This is a genomic window from Corynebacterium sp. MSK297 (assembly GCF_030232885.1).
GTDB lineage: Bacteria > Actinomycetota > Actinomycetes > Mycobacteriales > Mycobacteriaceae > Corynebacterium.
In genome coordinates this window covers 36344-53438 of the sequence record NZ_JASPGD010000012.1, presented here as the reverse complement: position 1 = coordinate 53438, position 17095 = coordinate 36344, and the positions used below count along the sequence as shown (strand labels likewise).

Below are 17095 nucleotides of genomic sequence, written 5' to 3'. Positions count from 1 at the left end.
ACCACCAGCAGAAAAGAAATAGCTGCCTAATCATTAGGTAGCTCCACTACGTGTCCACGATTTGCGGGCAACCCCACATCTACGACCAGATCTTTATTGACGAAAACCTACACCGGCGCCGGGTGCCTTCTTATCGCCGCCACACGCAACCACGTTGTCAATTGGGTATGGGCACACCAGGAAACAACCGCGGCCTACCAGCAACTTCTCGAACCCCTACAAGCCCCTGCCATGGTGGTCCTCGATGGTGGCCGCGGTGCCTATTACGCCATCAAACAAACCTGGCCAACAACCCGCATCCAACGATGCCTAGTCCATGCCCAACGCGTCGTACGCAGACATCTCACCTCCCGACCACGCACCGATGCCGGCAAAACACTCTACAAACTAGCCCTCGACCTCACACGCATAACCACACTTGACCAAGCCACACAATGGACCGCGCACCTGCAAGAATTCGACACCGTCTACCGCACATGGATGGATGAAAAACACTCAGCATCACAACCGGCAAGCGCGAATACACACATCTATCCGTGCGCAGGGCCTATAACAGCCTGAAACATCTCTACCAGCAACAATGGCTATTTAGCTTTCTCCAGCCACCACAAACACCAACAACCAACAACTACCAGTGGGCATCGACTACCAACAGCCTAGAAGGCGGGGTCAACGCGCAACTGAAACTACTGACCAGACTCCACCGCGGCAGATCAGGAGAGCGACAACGACGAATGCTCGAATGGTGGCTCTACCTGCACACCGAAAACCCCACACCACCTATCGAAATAGCCAAACAACAAAACTGGGGGCGCGATGCACTCGCCAAAGTCAACACCACGCCCCACAACGAGAACGAAGCCGACCACCAAACAGGACGACCAGCCCTCTACGACCAGGGTATCGATGTTGAATACACACACTCAATCGGTATCCGGAAAGGCCAAATCTAGGGAATCGGCGACACGCCGATCAGACACATTCTTGCTACTTAACCCAACCCCAACACGGGGGTAGCAACCCCAGACACACTTTTTGTCGCATATCCCAAAACGAACCCCCAAAACGAAGAAAGTCTCGAGACACCGAAATAGGAACGATGTCTCGAGACTTCACAACTGTGCGGCCTGAGGGGATCGAACCCCCGACCTACTGGGTGTAAACCAGTTGCTCTTCCAGCTGAGCTAAAGCCGCATCCCTCTGTGCGAGGTACTGGAACACCATAACATGATCACCATAAACCTTGGCAAATCGCCAGGCCAGCAAGCATTTTTATGGGGTTATGAAACGTTATACAGAAGCGCCTTTGGACTTGGTATAGCCGCGGCCCACCAAGCACGAGGCCTGCCAATCACCAAAGCGATCAGCCTTTGTCTGCACCATTCCAGCCAGCTGAGCAGATTCAGAGATCACACCAGGCTCCACAGTGCCCGGCTTCTGCGCGCCAGGAGTAAGCAACCAAATGCAGCCGCCGTCGGCAAGCGGAGTAATCGAATCCACTAAACCGTCGACAAGATCGCCATCCTCTTCACGCCACCACAACAAGACGACGTCGCAAAGCTCATCGGTATCTGCATCCAATAGCTCTTCGCCAATCACGTCCTCAATGGCTTCGGAAATGCTGCTATCGCAGTCTTCGTCCCAACCAACTTCCTGCACCACCATGCCTTTTTCGATGCCAAGGCGTTGTGCAAGATCCTGGGTGCGCTCTTCGCCACCCGGAGTGTCTACCACTGTGTTAATCCTTCCTGAGTTTTCTCGCTTACAGCTTGATTACAGCTTCAAGCCTCACCCTACAACGACTAGCGCTGAAAATGTGAGATATGCGGGGTTATTCCGCCGTAATTACTTACTGTTGTTCAACCATCGGTGGGCGCAGGTAGCATAGAGACCACCCACCCGCGCGCTGCCGCGACACCGGTTGCCCACCGGTGAAACACGGCCCGAACCCGAGGCTATGCAGGGTGAGCGCGCCTTATCGGTGCAAAACTGGTGCAAAATATCTGTGCAAGGAGAACAACATGGCGGATCATTCTGACAATTCTGCAAACAACAAAAACCCCGCGCAGGACTTCGGTAGCGACGAATCCAACCACCCACTGATCCGGGACGGCGTTGCCTCCTACCTCAATGACCAAGACCCGGAAGAAACCCGGGAATGGATGGACTCTCTCGACGGGCTGCTGGAAAACGCCTCTTCAGACCGCGCGCGTTACCTCATGCTGCGCCTGCTGGAACGAGCCTCGGCCAAGCGTGTGCCGCTGCCGTCATTGACGTCGACGGACTTTGTCAACACCATCCCCACCGACCAGGAACCAGAATTCCCGGGCGATGAAGAGATCGAGAAGCGCTACCGTCGTTGGATGCGCTGGAACGCCGCGGTGATGGTGCACCGTGCACAGCGCGAAGGCATCGAAGTCGGTGGCCACATCTCCACCTACGCCGGCGCCGCCCCACTCTATGAGGTCGGCTACAACCACTTCTTCAAGGGCAAGGACCACCCCTCCGGCGGCGACCAGGTCTTCTTCCAAGGCCACGCCTCCCCCGGCATGTACGCCCGCGCCTACCTAGAAGGCCGCTTGGACGAAGAAGACCTCGACGGCTTCCGCCAGGAAGTCTCCCGCGGCCCAAACAACGGCCTGCCTTCCTACCCACACCCGAAGGGCATGGACTGGTTCTGGGAATTCCCTACCGTGTCCATGGGCCTGGGTCCAATGAATGCCATCTACCAGGCGCGCTTTAACAAGTACCTGGAAAACCGCGGCATCAAAGACACCTCAGACCAGCACGTCTGGGCCTTCCTGGGCGACGGCGAGATGGACGAAGCCGAATCCCGCGGCTTGGTGCACTTCGCAGCCCTGAACGGACTGGACAACCTCACGTTCATTGTCAACTGCAACCTGCAGCGTCTCGACGGCCCAGTGCGTGGTAACTCGCAGATTGTCCAGGAACTGGAATCGTTCTTCCTGGGCTCCGGCTGGGACGTGATCAAGATTGTCTGGGGCCGCGAATGGGACAAGCTGTTCGCCGCTGACAAAGACGGCGCGCTGGTCAACATCATGAACACCACCGCCGACGGCGACTACCAGACCTTCAAAGCCAACGACGGCGCCTACGTGCGCGAGCACTTCTTCGGCCGCGACGAGCGCACCGCCAAGCTGGTCGAAGACATGACCGACGAGGAAATTTGGGCACTGCGCCGCGGCGGCCACGACTACCGAAAGATCTACGCCGCTTACAAGCGCGCCACCGAAAAGAAGGATGGCCGCCCAACCGCCATCCTGGCACTGACCATCAAGGGCTACGGCCTGGGCCACAACTTCGAAGGCCGTAACGCCACGCACCAGATGAAGAAGATCGGCCTGGACGATCTGAAGCAGTTCCGCGACAAGCAAGGCATCCCGTTCACCGACGAAGAGCTGGAGAAGGACCCAGCCGTTCCGCCGTACTATCACCCGGGCAAAGACGCCGACGAGATCAAGTACATGCTGGAGCGTCGGAAAGAGCTCGGCGGTTACCTGCCGGAGCGCCGCACGAAGTATTCGCCAATCGAGGTACCACCGCTGGACAAGCTGCGCAGCGTGCGCAAGGGTTCCGGCAAGAACCAGGTTGCCACCACCATGGCGCTGGTCCGTACCTTCAAAGAGCTCATGCGCGATAAGGAACTGGGCAAGCGCGTGGTTCCGATCATCCCGGATGAGGCCCGCACCTTCGGTATGGACTCCTGGTTCCCGACGCTGAAAATCTACAACCCGCACGGCCAGAACTACGTGCCAGTGGACCACAACCTGATGTTGTCCTACACCGAGGCTAAGGACGGCCAGATGCTGCACGAGGGCATCAACGAGGCCGGTTCGGTGGCGTCGTTCACCGCGGCCGGTACTTCCTATGCCACCCATGGCGAGCCAATGATTCCGCTGTACATCTTCTACTCGATGTTCGGATTCCAGCGCACCGGCGACGGCATCTGGGCAGCTGGCGACCAGATGGCCCGCGGCTTCCTGATCGGTGCCACTGCCGGTCGCACCACTCTGACCGGTGAAGGTCTGCAGCACATGGACGGGCACTCACCAATGCTGGCTGCCACCAACCCGGCAGTGGTGACCTATGATCCGGCCTTCGCCTACGAAATCGCGCACCTGGTGCACCGCGGCATCGACCGCATGTACGGCCCAGAAGGCGGCGAGGACGTCATCTACTACCTCACCGTCTACAACGAGCCAATGGACCAGCCTGCCGAGCCGGAAAACCTGGACGTCGAAGGCCTGCACCGCGGCATCTACCACTACAACACGGCAGAATCTGGCTCGATCCCGGCCAACATCTTGGCCTCTGGTGTGGGCATGGTAGAAGCACTGCGCGCACAGAAGATCCTGGCCGAAGATTTCGACGTCAAGGCGTCTGTGTTCTCCGTGACCTCCTGGATCGAGCTGGCCCGCGAAGCTGCCGCACGCAACAAGGAAGCGCTGCAGCAGGGCAAGATCAACCCAGAAAAGCCATTCGTGACCAAGCAGCTGGAAGGCTTCGACGGCCCATTCGTTGGTGTTTCCGACTTCGGCACCGACCTGCAGAAGAAGCTGCGCCCATACGTGCCAGGCACCTACACCGCACTGGGCGCCGACGGCTTCGGTTTCTCCGATACCCGCGAGGCTGCGCGCCGCTACTTCAACATCGATGCCGAATCCATCGTCGTCGCTACCCTGCTGAACCTGGCCAAGGAAGGCACCGTGGACGAAGAGGTTGCCGAGAAGGCAGCCAAGAAATTCCACTTGGATGATCCGACTAAGGCCTAAGCAGTAGCTGGCTAATTTTTGTCGGCTGGCTTTCCCCGGCTGGTTGGCCAGCGTGCTTGCTGGCTAGCAGGCTACCAGGCCAGCTGGCGTGCCCCGGCTGGAGGCTTTCACGCTATTCACCGCATAGAGTCCTCTCGCCGGGGTTTAGTCATGTATATCTCCGGCCAAGATGCCAAGGGTTAACCGACGTATTATGCCCACATTGCTTAAATCATTGGATTAGTGACACGATGTCGAGCCCATCGCCGCAGCAGCGCCAATAGTTTGCGGCTTCGGGTGGGACCGTTCATATTGATTTACGCCACACCCACAAGCTCCACGTGTGGTGCTCACAGGTTCTATTTCCGGTTGCAAGTTAAGCGTGATGCGGGTTTCTCTACGGCGCTAAAGTTTCTCCGTACCCTCGTAGCCCAGCACCGCGCCAACAGGCCACACCCATGATCTAGACTGGCAGCATGGATCTCGCCGATAAGCTCGACACTTTTACCCGCCTGGTTCCCCTGCTCGATGAGGCCAGCGCAGCAGATAGCGACGACATCACCCGCGACGCCAAGCTGCGTGACCTCGCGATTGATTCACTATCGATGATCGAGCTCGTCGTCAAAGTCGAAGACGAATTCAAGGTGCGGCTCGAAGAAAATACCGTACGCGATTGGTCGACAGTCGCAGATATCATTTCTCATATTGACGAGCACAGCGGGAACAGTGCAAACGGCAGCACCGGCACGAAAAGCTAATCTTCACGGATCATCAACCGCGCGCGAAAACCGCCACGGGCAGCCAGTTGCTCCACCATTCCACGCAGCCGAATTAATTCCGCAGTCGGTGCGCAAATTAGTTGCGAGCACCCGACCGTGACCTCCCCAGCCGCCGATGTCGCTGCGGTGCCCATAGCTTCCAGCTTCCCGTCCGCGACTTCCCCATCGCAGCGAAAATCCTGGGTAGAAGGCTCCGGCTGGGCCCTCCGCACATCGCGCACCCAACGGGTACACCAATCGGCGGTCAGCGGATCCGTACCACACGGCGCATCCACCGGCTCCGAACGCAGGCACACCGCCATCGCGCGTTCGACGGCAGGCCGAAAACGACTAGGCATAGCGTCGACAAGCAACACTGCCTCGCTATAACCGGGCAGACGCGCGTTGCTAGGCTCCGAAGCCGCAGACCGCTGGGTTTCCACCTCGCCCGCCACTACGACAGGACGGACCAACTCTTCAGCGCTTGCCGACGTCAGGGCAGCCCGCAGGCGCGCGGGCTGATAGAAAGCAGCGAGTAATGCCATCTGCAGGTTCACGACCCTTCGAATGTGCACAGCACCCACCACCCGCGACACTGTTGCCCGGATAATGCCCGCCTGTCACGAACATGACCGCGTAACGATCACATGACCATGACAGGCGGAAAGCGGTGCCAGACGAGCATCGTCTTCCCCAACGTGCTCGCTCTCGCTTGCGCCAGGAATGATTCAACTATCCCTCCCACCCCACTAGCAACCCTCGATAACATCTTTAACCCCCCGATCTATCAAGCAGCACTTGAAGGTTTCGCCGTACCTGCAGCTCAGAAAGTTACATCACTGTAATCCCACTAGTTCACTTCTACACCATGCGTGGAAAGCCAGATCACGCATAAAAATCCCAGCGCGTTACAAAAATATTCGTAATTTTGGGGTGGTTTCGACCTCCGCACCATCCACGTCCGTGGGATTTCGCGCGAGGTCTTCGACGAGTTCGCCACCATCGTCAGCCCGCAAGTCAACAACGGACATACCTGGTTCAAGGCCGTTCCATCGGAAAACCTGCTGTCCTGGAAATTTTTCCAGAAGCAGGCTTAAAGCGTTGGGTCTGTTAGGCCGCGGGATAACCGGCCGCCACACCAGGCTTAAGCAGTTAGTTCTTTCCAGATCGCGTCGTTCGTTTCCGCCCACAATGGCTTCGCCCACTCACCGAAGTCCTTGTCAGTCAAAGCGAGCAGCGCGGTCTTTGTGGTTGGCACCAACCAGAGGAAAGAACCGTTCATGCCAAAATGCCCAACGGCATTGTCCGGCAACTCCGTCCCCATCCAGTGCGGATTCTTCGCGCCATGAATTTCAAAACCAAGCCCCCACAGACACGGTTTCTGCATGCCGTAGCCCGGAACAATACCGCGCAAGTCCGCAAACTGCGGTGTCAGCATCTCTTTTACCGTCGACGGGTCCAGCAAACTCGGCTCCAGCACTTCCTGGGCAAATCGAGCCAGGTCAGCCGCGGTAGTTTCCAACGCGTAACCAGACGAACCTTTCAGCACAGTGTTGTTCATACCTAACGGTTCGAACAGCCCTAACTTCAGGTATTCGGCACAATCCATGCCGGTTTCGTCCTCAAGCTTTTCCTGCAGCACCTCGAACCCCGCGGACGAATAAATGCGGCGGTCCTCCGGGGCACGATCCGGGTGTTCCGCATCTTTTCCGATCCCACTGGCATGTGCGAGCAGATGGCGCACCGTAACCCCCTCAGGACCAACCGGCGTATCCCAGGCAAACACGCCTTCTTCTACGGCCATGGCAAAGCCATACGCGGCCACCGGCTTAGTCACCGATGCCACAGCAAAAACATGCTCGTCATCGCCCAGGGTGTGGGCGACCTCCCCGTCACGAATCAGCGCAGCAGCAACGTTGTCGGCCGGCCAGTCAGCGATTTTTTCGAAAGATGTCAGTGGTTCCTGGTTTGTCATGTTCACCAGTTTAAACGCAGCAGAAGATCCAGCGGGCGGTGATTACAGTGCGCAGCATGCGAAGTGCACTAACGGTGCTTGAACTCCGGATCACGCTTGTTGGCGAAGGCATCCATTCCTTCTTTCTGATCTTCCGAGGCAAAAGCACAATGGAACAAACGCCGCTCCTGCAGCAGCCCCTGGCGCAAAGTGGTTTCATATGCTGCATCAACGGCCTCTGTCACCATCGTTGTTGCCACCAGCGACTTATTCGCAATGGTCTCGGCAACGGACACGGCTTCGTCGACAAGCTTGTCTGCCTCGACAACTCGGGCAACCAAACCAACACGCTCGGCTTCTGCTGCCTCCATCATGCGGCCAGTCAGGCACATTTCCATTGCCTTTGCTTTGCCGACGGTGCGGGTCAACCGTTGCGTACCACCCATGCCTGGCAGGACTCCCAGGTTGATTTCTGGCTGGCCGAATCGTGCCTTGTCCCCGGCGATAATGAAATCGCACATCATGGCCAGCTCGCAGCCACCGCCCAACGCATAACCATTCACCGCCGCGATCAACGGTGTACGTACCTGCGTCAGCTGTTCCCATTCGGAAAACCAATCCGACATGTACATTTCAGTGGCAGATTTATTCGCCATTTCTTTGATATCAGCGCCGGCTGCGAAGGCTTTCTCGGATCCGGTGAGCACGATGCAACCGATGCCGTCGTCACCGTCAAACTCTTGTGCTGCGGAAATCACCTCGAGCATGAGCTGCTGATTCAAAGCGTTCAATGCTTTGGGGCGGTCCAGCGTAATGATGCCTACTCGGCCGCGGGTCTCCGTCTGAATAGTCTCAAAATCGTTATGGGCAGTAATATCGTTGTGTGTAGCCATGAGGATCTCCTCCTTGTGAAACGTGATCATGTGCGTAACTCGCTTGAGCCACACATCTGTGTGACAGGTTAGCTTTTCACTATCGCTCTGATTGCGCGCGCCCAGCTTTATTTCGCAGCGTCCAAAAGCAACGCCTCACCTTGGCCGCCGCCACCGCACAAAGCCACCCCGGCGCGCTGTGCCTTACCAGAGGCCAAAAGATGCGCCACGTGTACCACCAAACGAGCACCCGAGGCACCAATCGGGTGGCCCAGGGCAATAGCACCACCCGAACGATTCACCGTCTCCGGGTCTAACCCAAGCTGCTGCGCGGATTTCACCACGACAGCCGCGAAGGCCTCGTTAATTTCCACCAAGTCCAGGTCACTAACGCTCCAGCCCTGGCGAGCAAGCGCAGCCTCCAACGCAGTTGCCGGTTGGGTCTGCAAGGAGCCATCAGGGCCTGCCACCTGGCCTGGCGCCCGCAAGGTAGCCAGCACCGCCCACCCTTGCTTGCGCGCGTGGCTTCGGCGGGTCAGTACCACGGCTGCGGCACCATCAGTGATGGGCGAAGAATTACCGGCGGTGATCGAGCCATCTTTGACGAATGCGGCAGGCAAATTGGCCAGCTTTTCCGCGGTCACACCATCGCGAATGCCTTCATCAGCATCCACCGTGACCTCACCATTCCGAGTTTTCACGGTCACCGGGGCGATTTCTTTCTCGAAGGTACCGTTATCCCGTGCCCGCGCCGCATTCTGGTGTGAGCGTGCAGCACAGGCGTTTTCTTCTTCTGCGCTGACCGGATATTCCTCGGCATAATTCTCGGTCAACTCACCCATGGAAATGCCCATGTCAGCATCTACCAGGCCGTCATGCGCCATGTGATCAACACCGACAATATTGCCGAATTTCTTGCCAGCACGTGACGACGTCAGCAGATGCGGAGCATTAGACATCGATTCGGCACCGCCAGCGACGACCACATCGGCTTCATTGCTACGCAGCAAACGAGCCCCATCAATGATGGAGCTCAGGCCTGACAAGCACACCTTATTCACGGTAGTGGTGTGCGCACGTCGGGAAATTCCCGCACCCAGGGCAATTTGTTTCGCAGGATTTTGCCCCGCGCCAGCCTGCAACACTTGCCCAAAGATCAAGGCGTCGACAACTTCAGGGTCAATACCAGCGTTGTGCAAGGCAGCCTGTGTGGCGTGCGCGCCGAGTTCGGTGGCAGGCAGGGAAGAAAGCCCGCCCAATAGCTTTCCAAATGGCGTCCGGGCAGCACCGACGATGACGATATCGTCCGCAGCAGCTGTTTCTGCAGCGCTAGCTGGTGTGTTCTCCTGTGCAGTCATGGTCCATCACCTTCCGCGTCATACGCATTCGAGAAATCTTCGGCGCGCGTTTTATTTCGCCCACTGAAGAGTGATGCAACACATACTACGTGAATAATGGGATACCAACTACATGATGGCTCTGCCGTCGACGGCTAGCCGCTGGTTTCCGTCGCAATATGGATCTCGCCATGCAATGTCTTGTGCACTGGGCACTTTTCGGAGATCGCCATGAGCTTCTTTTGCTGCTCATCGCTCAATGCAGAATCAAAATGCAGCACGCGGGTAAACGTCGTCACGCCCTGTTTGTCGCGCTCATGGGTCACGGTGACTTTAGTATCACCCATGTCCCACTTCTTGCGTCGAGCATACATGCCCATCGTCATCGCGGTGCACGTAGCCAGCGATGCTTGCAGCATGTCATACGGGTTCGGGCCAGTATCTTTAGCCCCGGGCACACTCGCCGGCTCGTCCGCGATCCAGCGATGATTTCCGGCTCGAAGCTCAGTGGCGAAATCACCATCACCAGTCAGTCGTGCTTCAACAACGCCTTCCTTGGTGTAGCTGTAGCGCTCATCGGCGCAGTCATCGCTGTCCACATCCGGGATATCCGGGAAATAGGGCCGAGCCCAACCAGCCAGCATCTGCGCGGCGTGCTGCGCCTGCTTATCCTTGTTGAGCAAGTGATCCACGCCGTCCAGCATGATAAACGACTTCACGGTGTGTGCCGCGCGATAAATCCCCTGCGCATTGTGAATATCCACCAACTCATCCGCGTTCGAATGCATGACCAGCAATGGCACATCAATCGCCGCAATGCGCTCTTTTTGATCAAATCCGCGAAGGTCGTCGACAAGCCCCTGCCCGACGCAGACGGTCTTGCCACCAATTTTCACCGATGCCGAGCCATCTTCAGCGATATCGCCCAGTGCACCAGCAAACAAACCTGTGACGTGCTCCGGGTCGTACGGCGCGGCGATGGTGACCACCGCACGCAACGAATCAATATCGGCAGCCGCAGCCAACGCCGCCGCACCACCGAGCGAATGACCAATCAGCAACTGTGGGGCTTGATAATGTTCCTCCAACCACTCCGCGGCCGCCACCACATCCTGGGCGTCGGCAGAAAACGTGGAATCTTCGAAATTACCTTCGGAATTCCCCAGCCCCGCGAAATCAATCCGTAGCACCGCGATATCTTCCTGCACCAACTGCTTAGCGATGCGCGACGTCGCCGGAGAATCCTTTGAGCAGGTAAAACAATGCGCCAACAAGGCATACGCACTCGGGTTGGCCGGACTATCCAACCGTGCCGCTAACTCGGTGCCATGGTGGCCTTCAATGGTGAAGTTTTGCCGTTGAGTCATAGCGCCAGACTACTCCGGTGTGGCGGCAATTTCGTGGCCTATCCCGTCACACCAAACTAATCCACCGCCGACCACGGCATCAACCCAGCTCTCAGCCTGCCCCCGGAAAGTGGACACGTCGGGGGCAGGCCCGCTCCACCCCTAGCTCCTGCCTATGACAAAGACCGGCCCTGGGCTCCCACATCAAAGTGGGCAGCGGAACCGGTCATGTTGCCTTCATTCTACTAAAGCATCACATGCACTGCAATAGATACGAATTCACTATCGATTTTAATCTTGCGCGGCTGACATGAATCTTTCTTGTCCGTGAAATGTGGTGTGCACTTCAGACCCGCTAATCTGATGCCATGCAATCAGAACTCGGCCTGACCCTCATGGGTCTGCTTATTGTAGGCACCACCGTCGGTATTTTGATCCGCGGCAAAACCCACCCGTTGATTCCGATGACACTGGTGCCAGTCATCGGTGCGTTTATCACCGGGTTTGGGCTGGAAGATCTCTCGACGTTCTTCGAAGAGGGCCTGGGTTCAGTGATGAAGGTCGTCGTGATGTTCATCTTCGCGATCATCTTCTTCGGCATCCTGCAAGACGTCGGGCTGTTCACTCCGATCATCCGCACGCTGATCAAAACCACGCGCGGAAACGTGGTGGCAGTAGCCGTCGGCACGGGGCTCATTGGTGTGGTTGCACACCTAGACGGTTCAGGCTCGACGACGTTTTTGCTCACAATCCCCGCGCTGCTGCCGCTCTATCAGGCGCTGCATATGTCGCGGTATGTGCTGCTGACCATCGTCGCGCTGGCGGCTTCCGTGATGAACATGGTGCCATGGGGCGGGCCGCTGGGGCGCGCGGGTGCGGTGATCTCACAAGACACGAACACAGTTTGGATGCACCTGATCCCGATGCAAGGGCTGGCGTTGTTGTTCGTGGTGGCCATCGCTTTTGCGCTGGGTATACGGGAAAAGCGCCGGATTAGCGCGCTGCAGGCTGCTGGTGAGCTTCCCGCCACTGACAGCATTGACGTGCACGCGATTGCCGACGAATTTGAGCAGAAGCAACGCGAAAAACAACTCGAACAAGGCTACAAATTCCGCTCCGGCACCGTGCCGACGGTGCTTAACGTGCTGGTAGTTGTGGCCGCGCTGGTGGTGTTGCTGGCAGGGCTGTTGCCTCCTGCACCGACGTTCCTCATTGCCGCCACGCTAGCGTTGATCATCAACTTCACCTCGCAGGCAGAGCAGGCCGATGCGCTGAAGCGGCACGCACCAAATGCGCTGTCGATGGCCGGAATCATTATCGCCGCCGCGATGTTCCTGGGCGTGCTGAACGAAACCGGGATGCTGGAAGCCATCGCGCTGTCCCTGATTAACGTGCTGCCGGAAGCCGCCGGGCCGTACCTGCACGTTGCCGTCGGCATGCTGGGCGTGCCGCTGGACCTGTTGACCTCGACTGATGCGTATTACTTCTCGGTGCTGCCAATCGTGCAAGAAACCGTCGCCGCCTACGATATTTCCGGCCTAGGTGCTGCCAGCGCGCTGATTCTGGGCAATGTGATTGGTACGTTCGTCTCGCCGTTCTCCCCAGCATTATGGCTGGCACTCGGCCTGGCAAACGCGCAGATGGGCCGCTACCTGAAGCTGGCCTTCCCGATCGCGTGGGTATTCTCCGTAATTATCGTGGGTATCGCCTTTGCAACGGGAATGCTGGCATAGGGGTTATTGCCGCCTGTCTGGTGGCGTAGGGGTTACGTAAAGCATTCCCTAGTAAGTTCAATCGAAGCAAAAACCAAGGTTCTCATTCATGTTTGCCTCGATTGAGTAGCGCATGAACTAACGGCGTAATCCCGCCAATGCCTGCAACCCCTGCACCGACTAATGATTCCGGTGGCTCCAGGAAAAATAAAAATAAGGAGATGAACAAGAAAGCAATTAGAGGCAGCATTACCGCTGCAACAAGTCTCACCTTAGACTCAAAAATCGCAAACTCAAAAGATTTTCTACTGACTTCTCTGTCTTGCACCGCGTCTTCATGGGCGTCTCTGAGAATCTGACTACCAGCACCCTCAGATATCCGGTTGTAGTCCTCGATTACCGAAGGCGGCGGAATTGGGCCGTGGAAAGCTACCGCCGCGAATCTTCCAGTTCCTGTGAGTACCTGCTCATCTGGTAATTGATCCGTCCCCCGACTCGGCCAAAGGCGCGCTGAGTTCTGGTCGCTGACCTCAAGTGCATCTCGCGAGCTGCCTGCTCCACCCGCGGAGTTTGCAACGTGTGAATCTTCGTCACGTCGTCGAGAATTTTGCGGATCATCTTCATGCTTCATATCCTAATCTTTGTTTGCCGCCAGTTCAGTTCCACACATGAACGGCAAATTCCCTCCCCCATAGAAATTGACTGACCTCACAGTATCAATCCTCGTTTTACTTCGCCAGAGCAAGGAAAAACACGAGAAAGCATTTCTACTGCGCGCTACAAGTCAAAATTAGCTCCGTAGCCTGTGGCTTGTGAAAAACACCCACCGCTCCCCTCACCACCATCGCCACCGCCCCCCGGTCTCGCTTTGCCCAGGCATTGCGGAGTTGCTGCCGCGATAACTAGTGAGCACTACGATGGGGCGCATGAACGGAATCGACGTACTGCTTGACTTCGCAGCCCGCCCGAAAGACGTGCTCACCGCACTACCCGTCCTTAGTACCGAGCAGCTCAACCAACATCCGGAGGGGCACCCCAATTCCATCGCCTGGTTGCTCTGGCACACCGGACGCGAGATTGATGTACAGCTGTCGGCCCTTACCGGCGACGACGAGCTGTGGTATTCCAACCAGTGCCGGGCTGCCCTGGCGCTTGGCGACGCCGGCGACAGCCTGGGTTATGGGCATTCTGCCGACGATGCCGCGAAGATCCAGCTCCAGGATGCTGCAGACTTCGAGCATCTGCGCAGCTATGTAGCTGCAACGCTCGATGCATTAGCCGCCTACTGCGGCAGCCTCGCTGATAATGATCTCGGTGACATCATCGCCGAATATGAAGGCCAACCGATCAGCCGCGGCACCCGCTTGGTGTCAATTATTGACGACGCCACCGCGCACCTCGCGCAAGCCACTTATGTCGCCGGGATGCGGATATAGCGAACGTCGACCTACTTTGGGCGGATTTTATTCATCGGCGCCGATCAGCTTGCGGATATAGTCCCCGAAACCAGGCGCCGTAAAAGACATCAGGCCCCACTTTATACTTATTTATAAATTGGCCGAAAGTATAAAGAAGTATAAAGTCGCCCCATTCCACCTCGCCCGTCCCGGCACTGCATAAAAGTCGGAATCCCCAGCACACGCCGGTCTATACTTGGCCAGCATGGGTGATGCAGTCAGTACCGAGTCCTATACACCGCGCCAGCGCACGCGCTACCGCCAACGTTTGATCGACGATCTCGAGGTCTTCGACCGCCATTTGCAACAGGCCGAATTCATCGATCAGGGCACCATCGGGCTGGAACTCGAGCTCAATCTCGTCGACAAGAATATGCAGCCCAAGACATGCAACGGCGACGTATTGGCTGCGCTTGACGACGAATACCAGTCGGAAATCGGCGCCTATAACGTGGAGATGAACCACCCTCCACTATCGATTTCTGGCACCGGCTTGCAAGACCTGGAAGACGGGCTAAACCAGCGGCTCAACACTGTGCGCGCGGCCGCGAACAAGGCTGATGCGGAGGTCGCCATGATCGGTACGCTTCCCAGCGTAACCACGGAGTTTCTAGAAGATCCAGCCTGGATGACCTCCGAGAACCGCTACAAGGCGCTGTCGAATTCTGTGATGGAATCACGCGGCGAGCTCGTCCATATTGAGCTGGAAGGCCAGGAGAGATACCAGCATGGTTTTGACGATATCGCCCCGGAATCCACGTGCACGTCGATCCAGCTACACCTGCAGGTTTCCCCGAACCATTTCGCGGCCGCGTGGAATGCCTCGCAAGCCATCGCGGGTGTGCAAACCGCGCTGAGCGCGAATTCCCCGCTTTTCGCCGGGCACAAACTCTGGCATGAGTCCCGCGTCCCTGTCTTCCAGCAATCCATCGATACCCGAACCCCGGAATTGGTGACGCAAGGTGTACGCCCGCGCGTGTGGTTCGGCGAACGCTGGATAACCAGTGCTTTCGATCTCTTCGAAGAAAACGTGCGCTACTTTTCGCCATTGCTACCTGAAGATCGCGTGGAATCCGGCACTCCGATAGTCACCGATAGCAAACCTGGTTTGCACTACCTGAATATGCAAAACGGCACCATCTGGCGCTGGAACCGCCCAATTTATGATCCGAACACGGAGCTGTCCCATATCCGCGTGGAAAACCGCCTGTTGCCCGCTGGCCCCACCGTGGCGGACATCGTTGCCGATGCTGCTTTTTACTACGGCCTAGTGAACTTCCTCGTCGGCCAGACACGACCTGTGTGGTCGCGTTTGTCTTTCGAGGATGCGGCGAACAACTTCTTCGCCGGTGCCCGCGATGGCATCCATGGAAACATGACCTGGCCGACGTTGGGAACTATCCCCGTCGCCGAATTGGTAACCGATCACTTGTTGGAGCAAGCTGAGCAGGGCTTGAAGCAACTCGAGGTGGCTCCGGCGCTGATTCAGAAGCATCTGGGGATCATCGAAGGGCGTGCACGGAACCGACAAAATGGCGCAACCTGGCAACTAGCAGCACTCGATAATGTGACCGCTGCGCTGAGGGCTGAGGCTGGTGCCAATGTTTCTGCCGGGGATCATGACGGCCCGGATAGCACGCTGCGTCAGCAAGCCATCGCCCTCATGCTCAGCGCTTATATCGACAATCAGAAGTCCGGCGAGCCGGTGCACACCTGGTCCACCGATATCAGCTAAACGTAACTTTCTCTTTATTTTCTAGGGTATTCTGTTCAAGTTCCTGGCAAATAATTGAAAGGCCTTACGTTGACCACCCCTGGACAATTTTCTACCCAGCAACCTGGTAATGGCTCTCGCATCAAAATGGCCCTTGCCTGGGTTTCCGTTGGGTTCGGATTCCTGATTCTTATTACCTCACCTACGTACGGTGGGTTTGCGGGCTTCTTCGCAGCCATCTTAATTGGACTGGCAATCACAATCCCTGGGGCCTGGTTCTTGTTGCATGAACGTCGAGATCGCTCAAACCCGTCCTCAGCACTTAATCGGCATTGGAAGATCGTTACCCCTGTATCCATTCTCTTTTTTGTACTTGGATTGATTCTGTTTCCGCCAACTGAAGAAACAAAGCAACCAGATAACAAGCCTGCTGCTACGACTAGTTCGTCGAGTACCCCGACGGAATCTTCTACCAGGAAGTCAACGACCACAACTTCCGCAAGTTCCACGACTCGGAAAACTACAAAGTCTTCCACCAAGTCTTCTAGCAAGTCTTCTAGCACGAAGACAAGCACCTCTAGTGGTTCTCATGTACCTGAAAAATATGTCGACGAGCCAAGCCCAATACTCCCTTCGGAGCCAGCAGAGCAACAACAACATATTGAACCAGCACCAGCTCCAGCACCTGCACCGGCTCCGGCTCCGGCTCCGGCTCCGGCTCCGAGCGCCTATTACCCTAACTGCGCTGCAGCACGTGCAGCTGGCGCTGCCCCGCTGTACCGAGGAAATCCAGGCTATAGCACCAAGTTAGACCGTGACGGTGACGGAGTAGCCTGCGAATAAGAACCTTAGCTTTTGGCAATACCGTGCTTGCTAGCGGAAATAGACTGCCTAACTCTAACCGGGAAATCCGGGCGAAAATGAGAACAGCCGACGGCACCTGAATCAGAACAGATACCGCCGGCATATCCACCACGTTGCGACCCCTAATGCCAACTATGCCGCAACTGATGCCATTCTGTGGGGCCAGCGGGGCTCGAACCCGCGACCAATGGATTATGAGTCCACTGCTCTAACCGACTGAGCTATAGCCCCTTCTACCCTGTGGCGGTCATGATTATCGACCGCCACCAGAACACACTATAACCAACTAACCAAGCCAGAGCTAGATGT

At 57.0% G+C, this 17095-nt stretch carries 14 protein-coding genes, 2 tRNA genes and 1 pseudogene; 7 read left to right on the top strand and 10 right to left on the bottom strand.

All coding sequences use genetic code 11. The features are described 5' to 3' along the window. Positions 1-62 precede the first annotated feature (62 nt). A pseudogene (locus tag QP888_RS10070) lies at positions 63-953 on the top strand (IS1249 family transposase); the annotation flags it as partial. Between the two features lie 168 nt (positions 954-1121). Here QP888_RS10070 and QP888_RS10065 read toward each other — a convergent pair. Next, positions 1122-1194: transfer RNA gene (locus QP888_RS10065), tRNA-Val, on the bottom strand. A 96-nt stretch (positions 1195-1290) separates the two neighbouring features. After that, a complete protein-coding gene (locus QP888_RS10060; protein WP_049148990.1) occupies positions 1291-1734 on the bottom strand; it encodes a DUF3052 domain-containing protein in 444 nt (147 codons plus the stop codon). 287 nt (positions 1735-2021) lie between these two features. On the opposite strand from QP888_RS10060, the gene aceE reads away from it, so the two are divergent. Beyond that, positions 2022-4793 carry a pyruvate dehydrogenase (acetyl-transferring), homodimeric type gene (gene aceE, locus QP888_RS10055; protein ID WP_284813437.1) on the top strand — a complete coding sequence of 924 codons (2772 nt, stop codon included), beginning with the start codon at positions 2022-2024 and terminating at the stop codon, positions 4791-4793. Positions 4794-5248: 455 nt separating this feature from the next. Next, entirely contained in the window at positions 5249-5530 is a 282-nt protein-coding gene (locus tag QP888_RS10050) for an acyl carrier protein (RefSeq protein ID WP_284813436.1), read from the top strand. On the opposite strand, the gene QP888_RS10045 is transcribed toward QP888_RS10050, so the two are convergent. The 6 genes from QP888_RS10045 to QP888_RS10020 all read right to left on the bottom strand — a co-directional run bounded on the left by QP888_RS10045 (position 5527) and on the right by QP888_RS10020 (position 11060). Beyond that, positions 5527-6105 (bottom strand): hypothetical protein, encoded by a 579-nt coding sequence (locus QP888_RS10045; protein ID WP_284813434.1) that lies wholly within the window; start codon positions 6103-6105, stop codon positions 5527-5529. The two genes, QP888_RS10050 and QP888_RS10045, sit on opposite strands and share 4 nt — an antisense overlap. 333 nt (positions 6106-6438) lie before the next feature. Further along, on the bottom strand, positions 6439-6561 hold the full coding sequence (locus tag QP888_RS10040) for a hypothetical protein (protein WP_284813433.1): 123 nt from the start codon (positions 6559-6561) through the stop codon (positions 6439-6441). Positions 6562-6674: 113 nt separating this feature from the next. Then, on the bottom strand, positions 6675-7505 hold the full coding sequence (locus QP888_RS10035; protein WP_284813432.1) for a serine hydrolase domain-containing protein: 831 nt from the start codon (positions 7503-7505) through the stop codon (positions 6675-6677). Positions 7506-7573: 68 nt separating this feature from the next. After that, complete coding sequence (locus QP888_RS10030) at positions 7574-8377, bottom strand: enoyl-CoA hydratase (RefSeq protein WP_284813431.1); 804 nt, start codon at positions 8375-8377, stop codon at positions 7574-7576. Positions 8378-8484: 107 nt separating this feature from the next. Beyond that, positions 8485-9714 (bottom strand): acetyl-CoA C-acyltransferase, encoded by a 1230-nt coding sequence (locus tag QP888_RS10025; RefSeq protein WP_284813430.1) that lies wholly within the window; start codon positions 9712-9714, stop codon positions 8485-8487. A gap of 134 nt (positions 9715-9848) precedes the next feature. Continuing rightward, positions 9849-11060 carry a bifunctional alpha/beta hydrolase/OsmC family protein gene (locus QP888_RS10020; protein ID WP_284813429.1) on the bottom strand — a complete coding sequence of 404 codons (1212 nt, stop codon included), beginning with the start codon at positions 11058-11060 and terminating at the stop codon, positions 9849-9851. Between the two features lie 347 nt (positions 11061-11407). Between QP888_RS10020 and QP888_RS10015 the strand changes: the two genes are divergently transcribed. Beyond that, the gene (locus QP888_RS10015) at positions 11408-12772 is read left to right on the top strand and encodes a CitMHS family transporter (RefSeq protein ID WP_284813428.1); all 1365 of its coding nucleotides are present in this window, start codon (positions 11408-11410) and stop codon (positions 12770-12772) included. 82 nt (positions 12773-12854) lie between these two features. Here the strand turns inward: QP888_RS10015 and QP888_RS10010 are convergent, their stop codons facing one another. Next, positions 12855-13382, bottom strand: coding sequence for a hypothetical protein (locus tag QP888_RS10010; protein WP_284585462.1), 528 nt, complete (start codon positions 13380-13382; stop codon positions 12855-12857). Positions 13383-13677: 295 nt separating this feature from the next. Between QP888_RS10010 and QP888_RS10005 the strand changes: the two genes are divergently transcribed. The 3 genes from QP888_RS10005 (at position 13678) to QP888_RS09995 (ending at position 16765) form a co-directional block, all read left to right on the top strand. Continuing rightward, positions 13678-14187, top strand: coding sequence for a DinB family protein (locus tag QP888_RS10005; RefSeq protein ID WP_284813426.1), 510 nt, complete (start codon positions 13678-13680; stop codon positions 14185-14187). Between the two features lie 226 nt (positions 14188-14413). Next, positions 14414-15943, top strand: coding sequence for a glutamate-cysteine ligase family protein (locus QP888_RS10000; RefSeq protein WP_284813425.1), 1530 nt, complete (start codon positions 14414-14416; stop codon positions 15941-15943). A 126-nt stretch (positions 15944-16069) separates the two neighbouring features. Next, a complete protein-coding gene (locus tag QP888_RS09995; RefSeq protein ID WP_284813442.1) occupies positions 16070-16765 on the top strand; it encodes an excalibur calcium-binding domain-containing protein in 696 nt (231 codons plus the stop codon). A gap of 178 nt (positions 16766-16943) precedes the next feature. On the opposite strand, the gene QP888_RS09990 is transcribed toward QP888_RS09995, so the two are convergent. Continuing rightward, positions 16944-17017 (bottom strand) — tRNA-Ile (locus QP888_RS09990). Between the last annotated feature and the right edge of the window lie 78 nt (positions 17018-17095).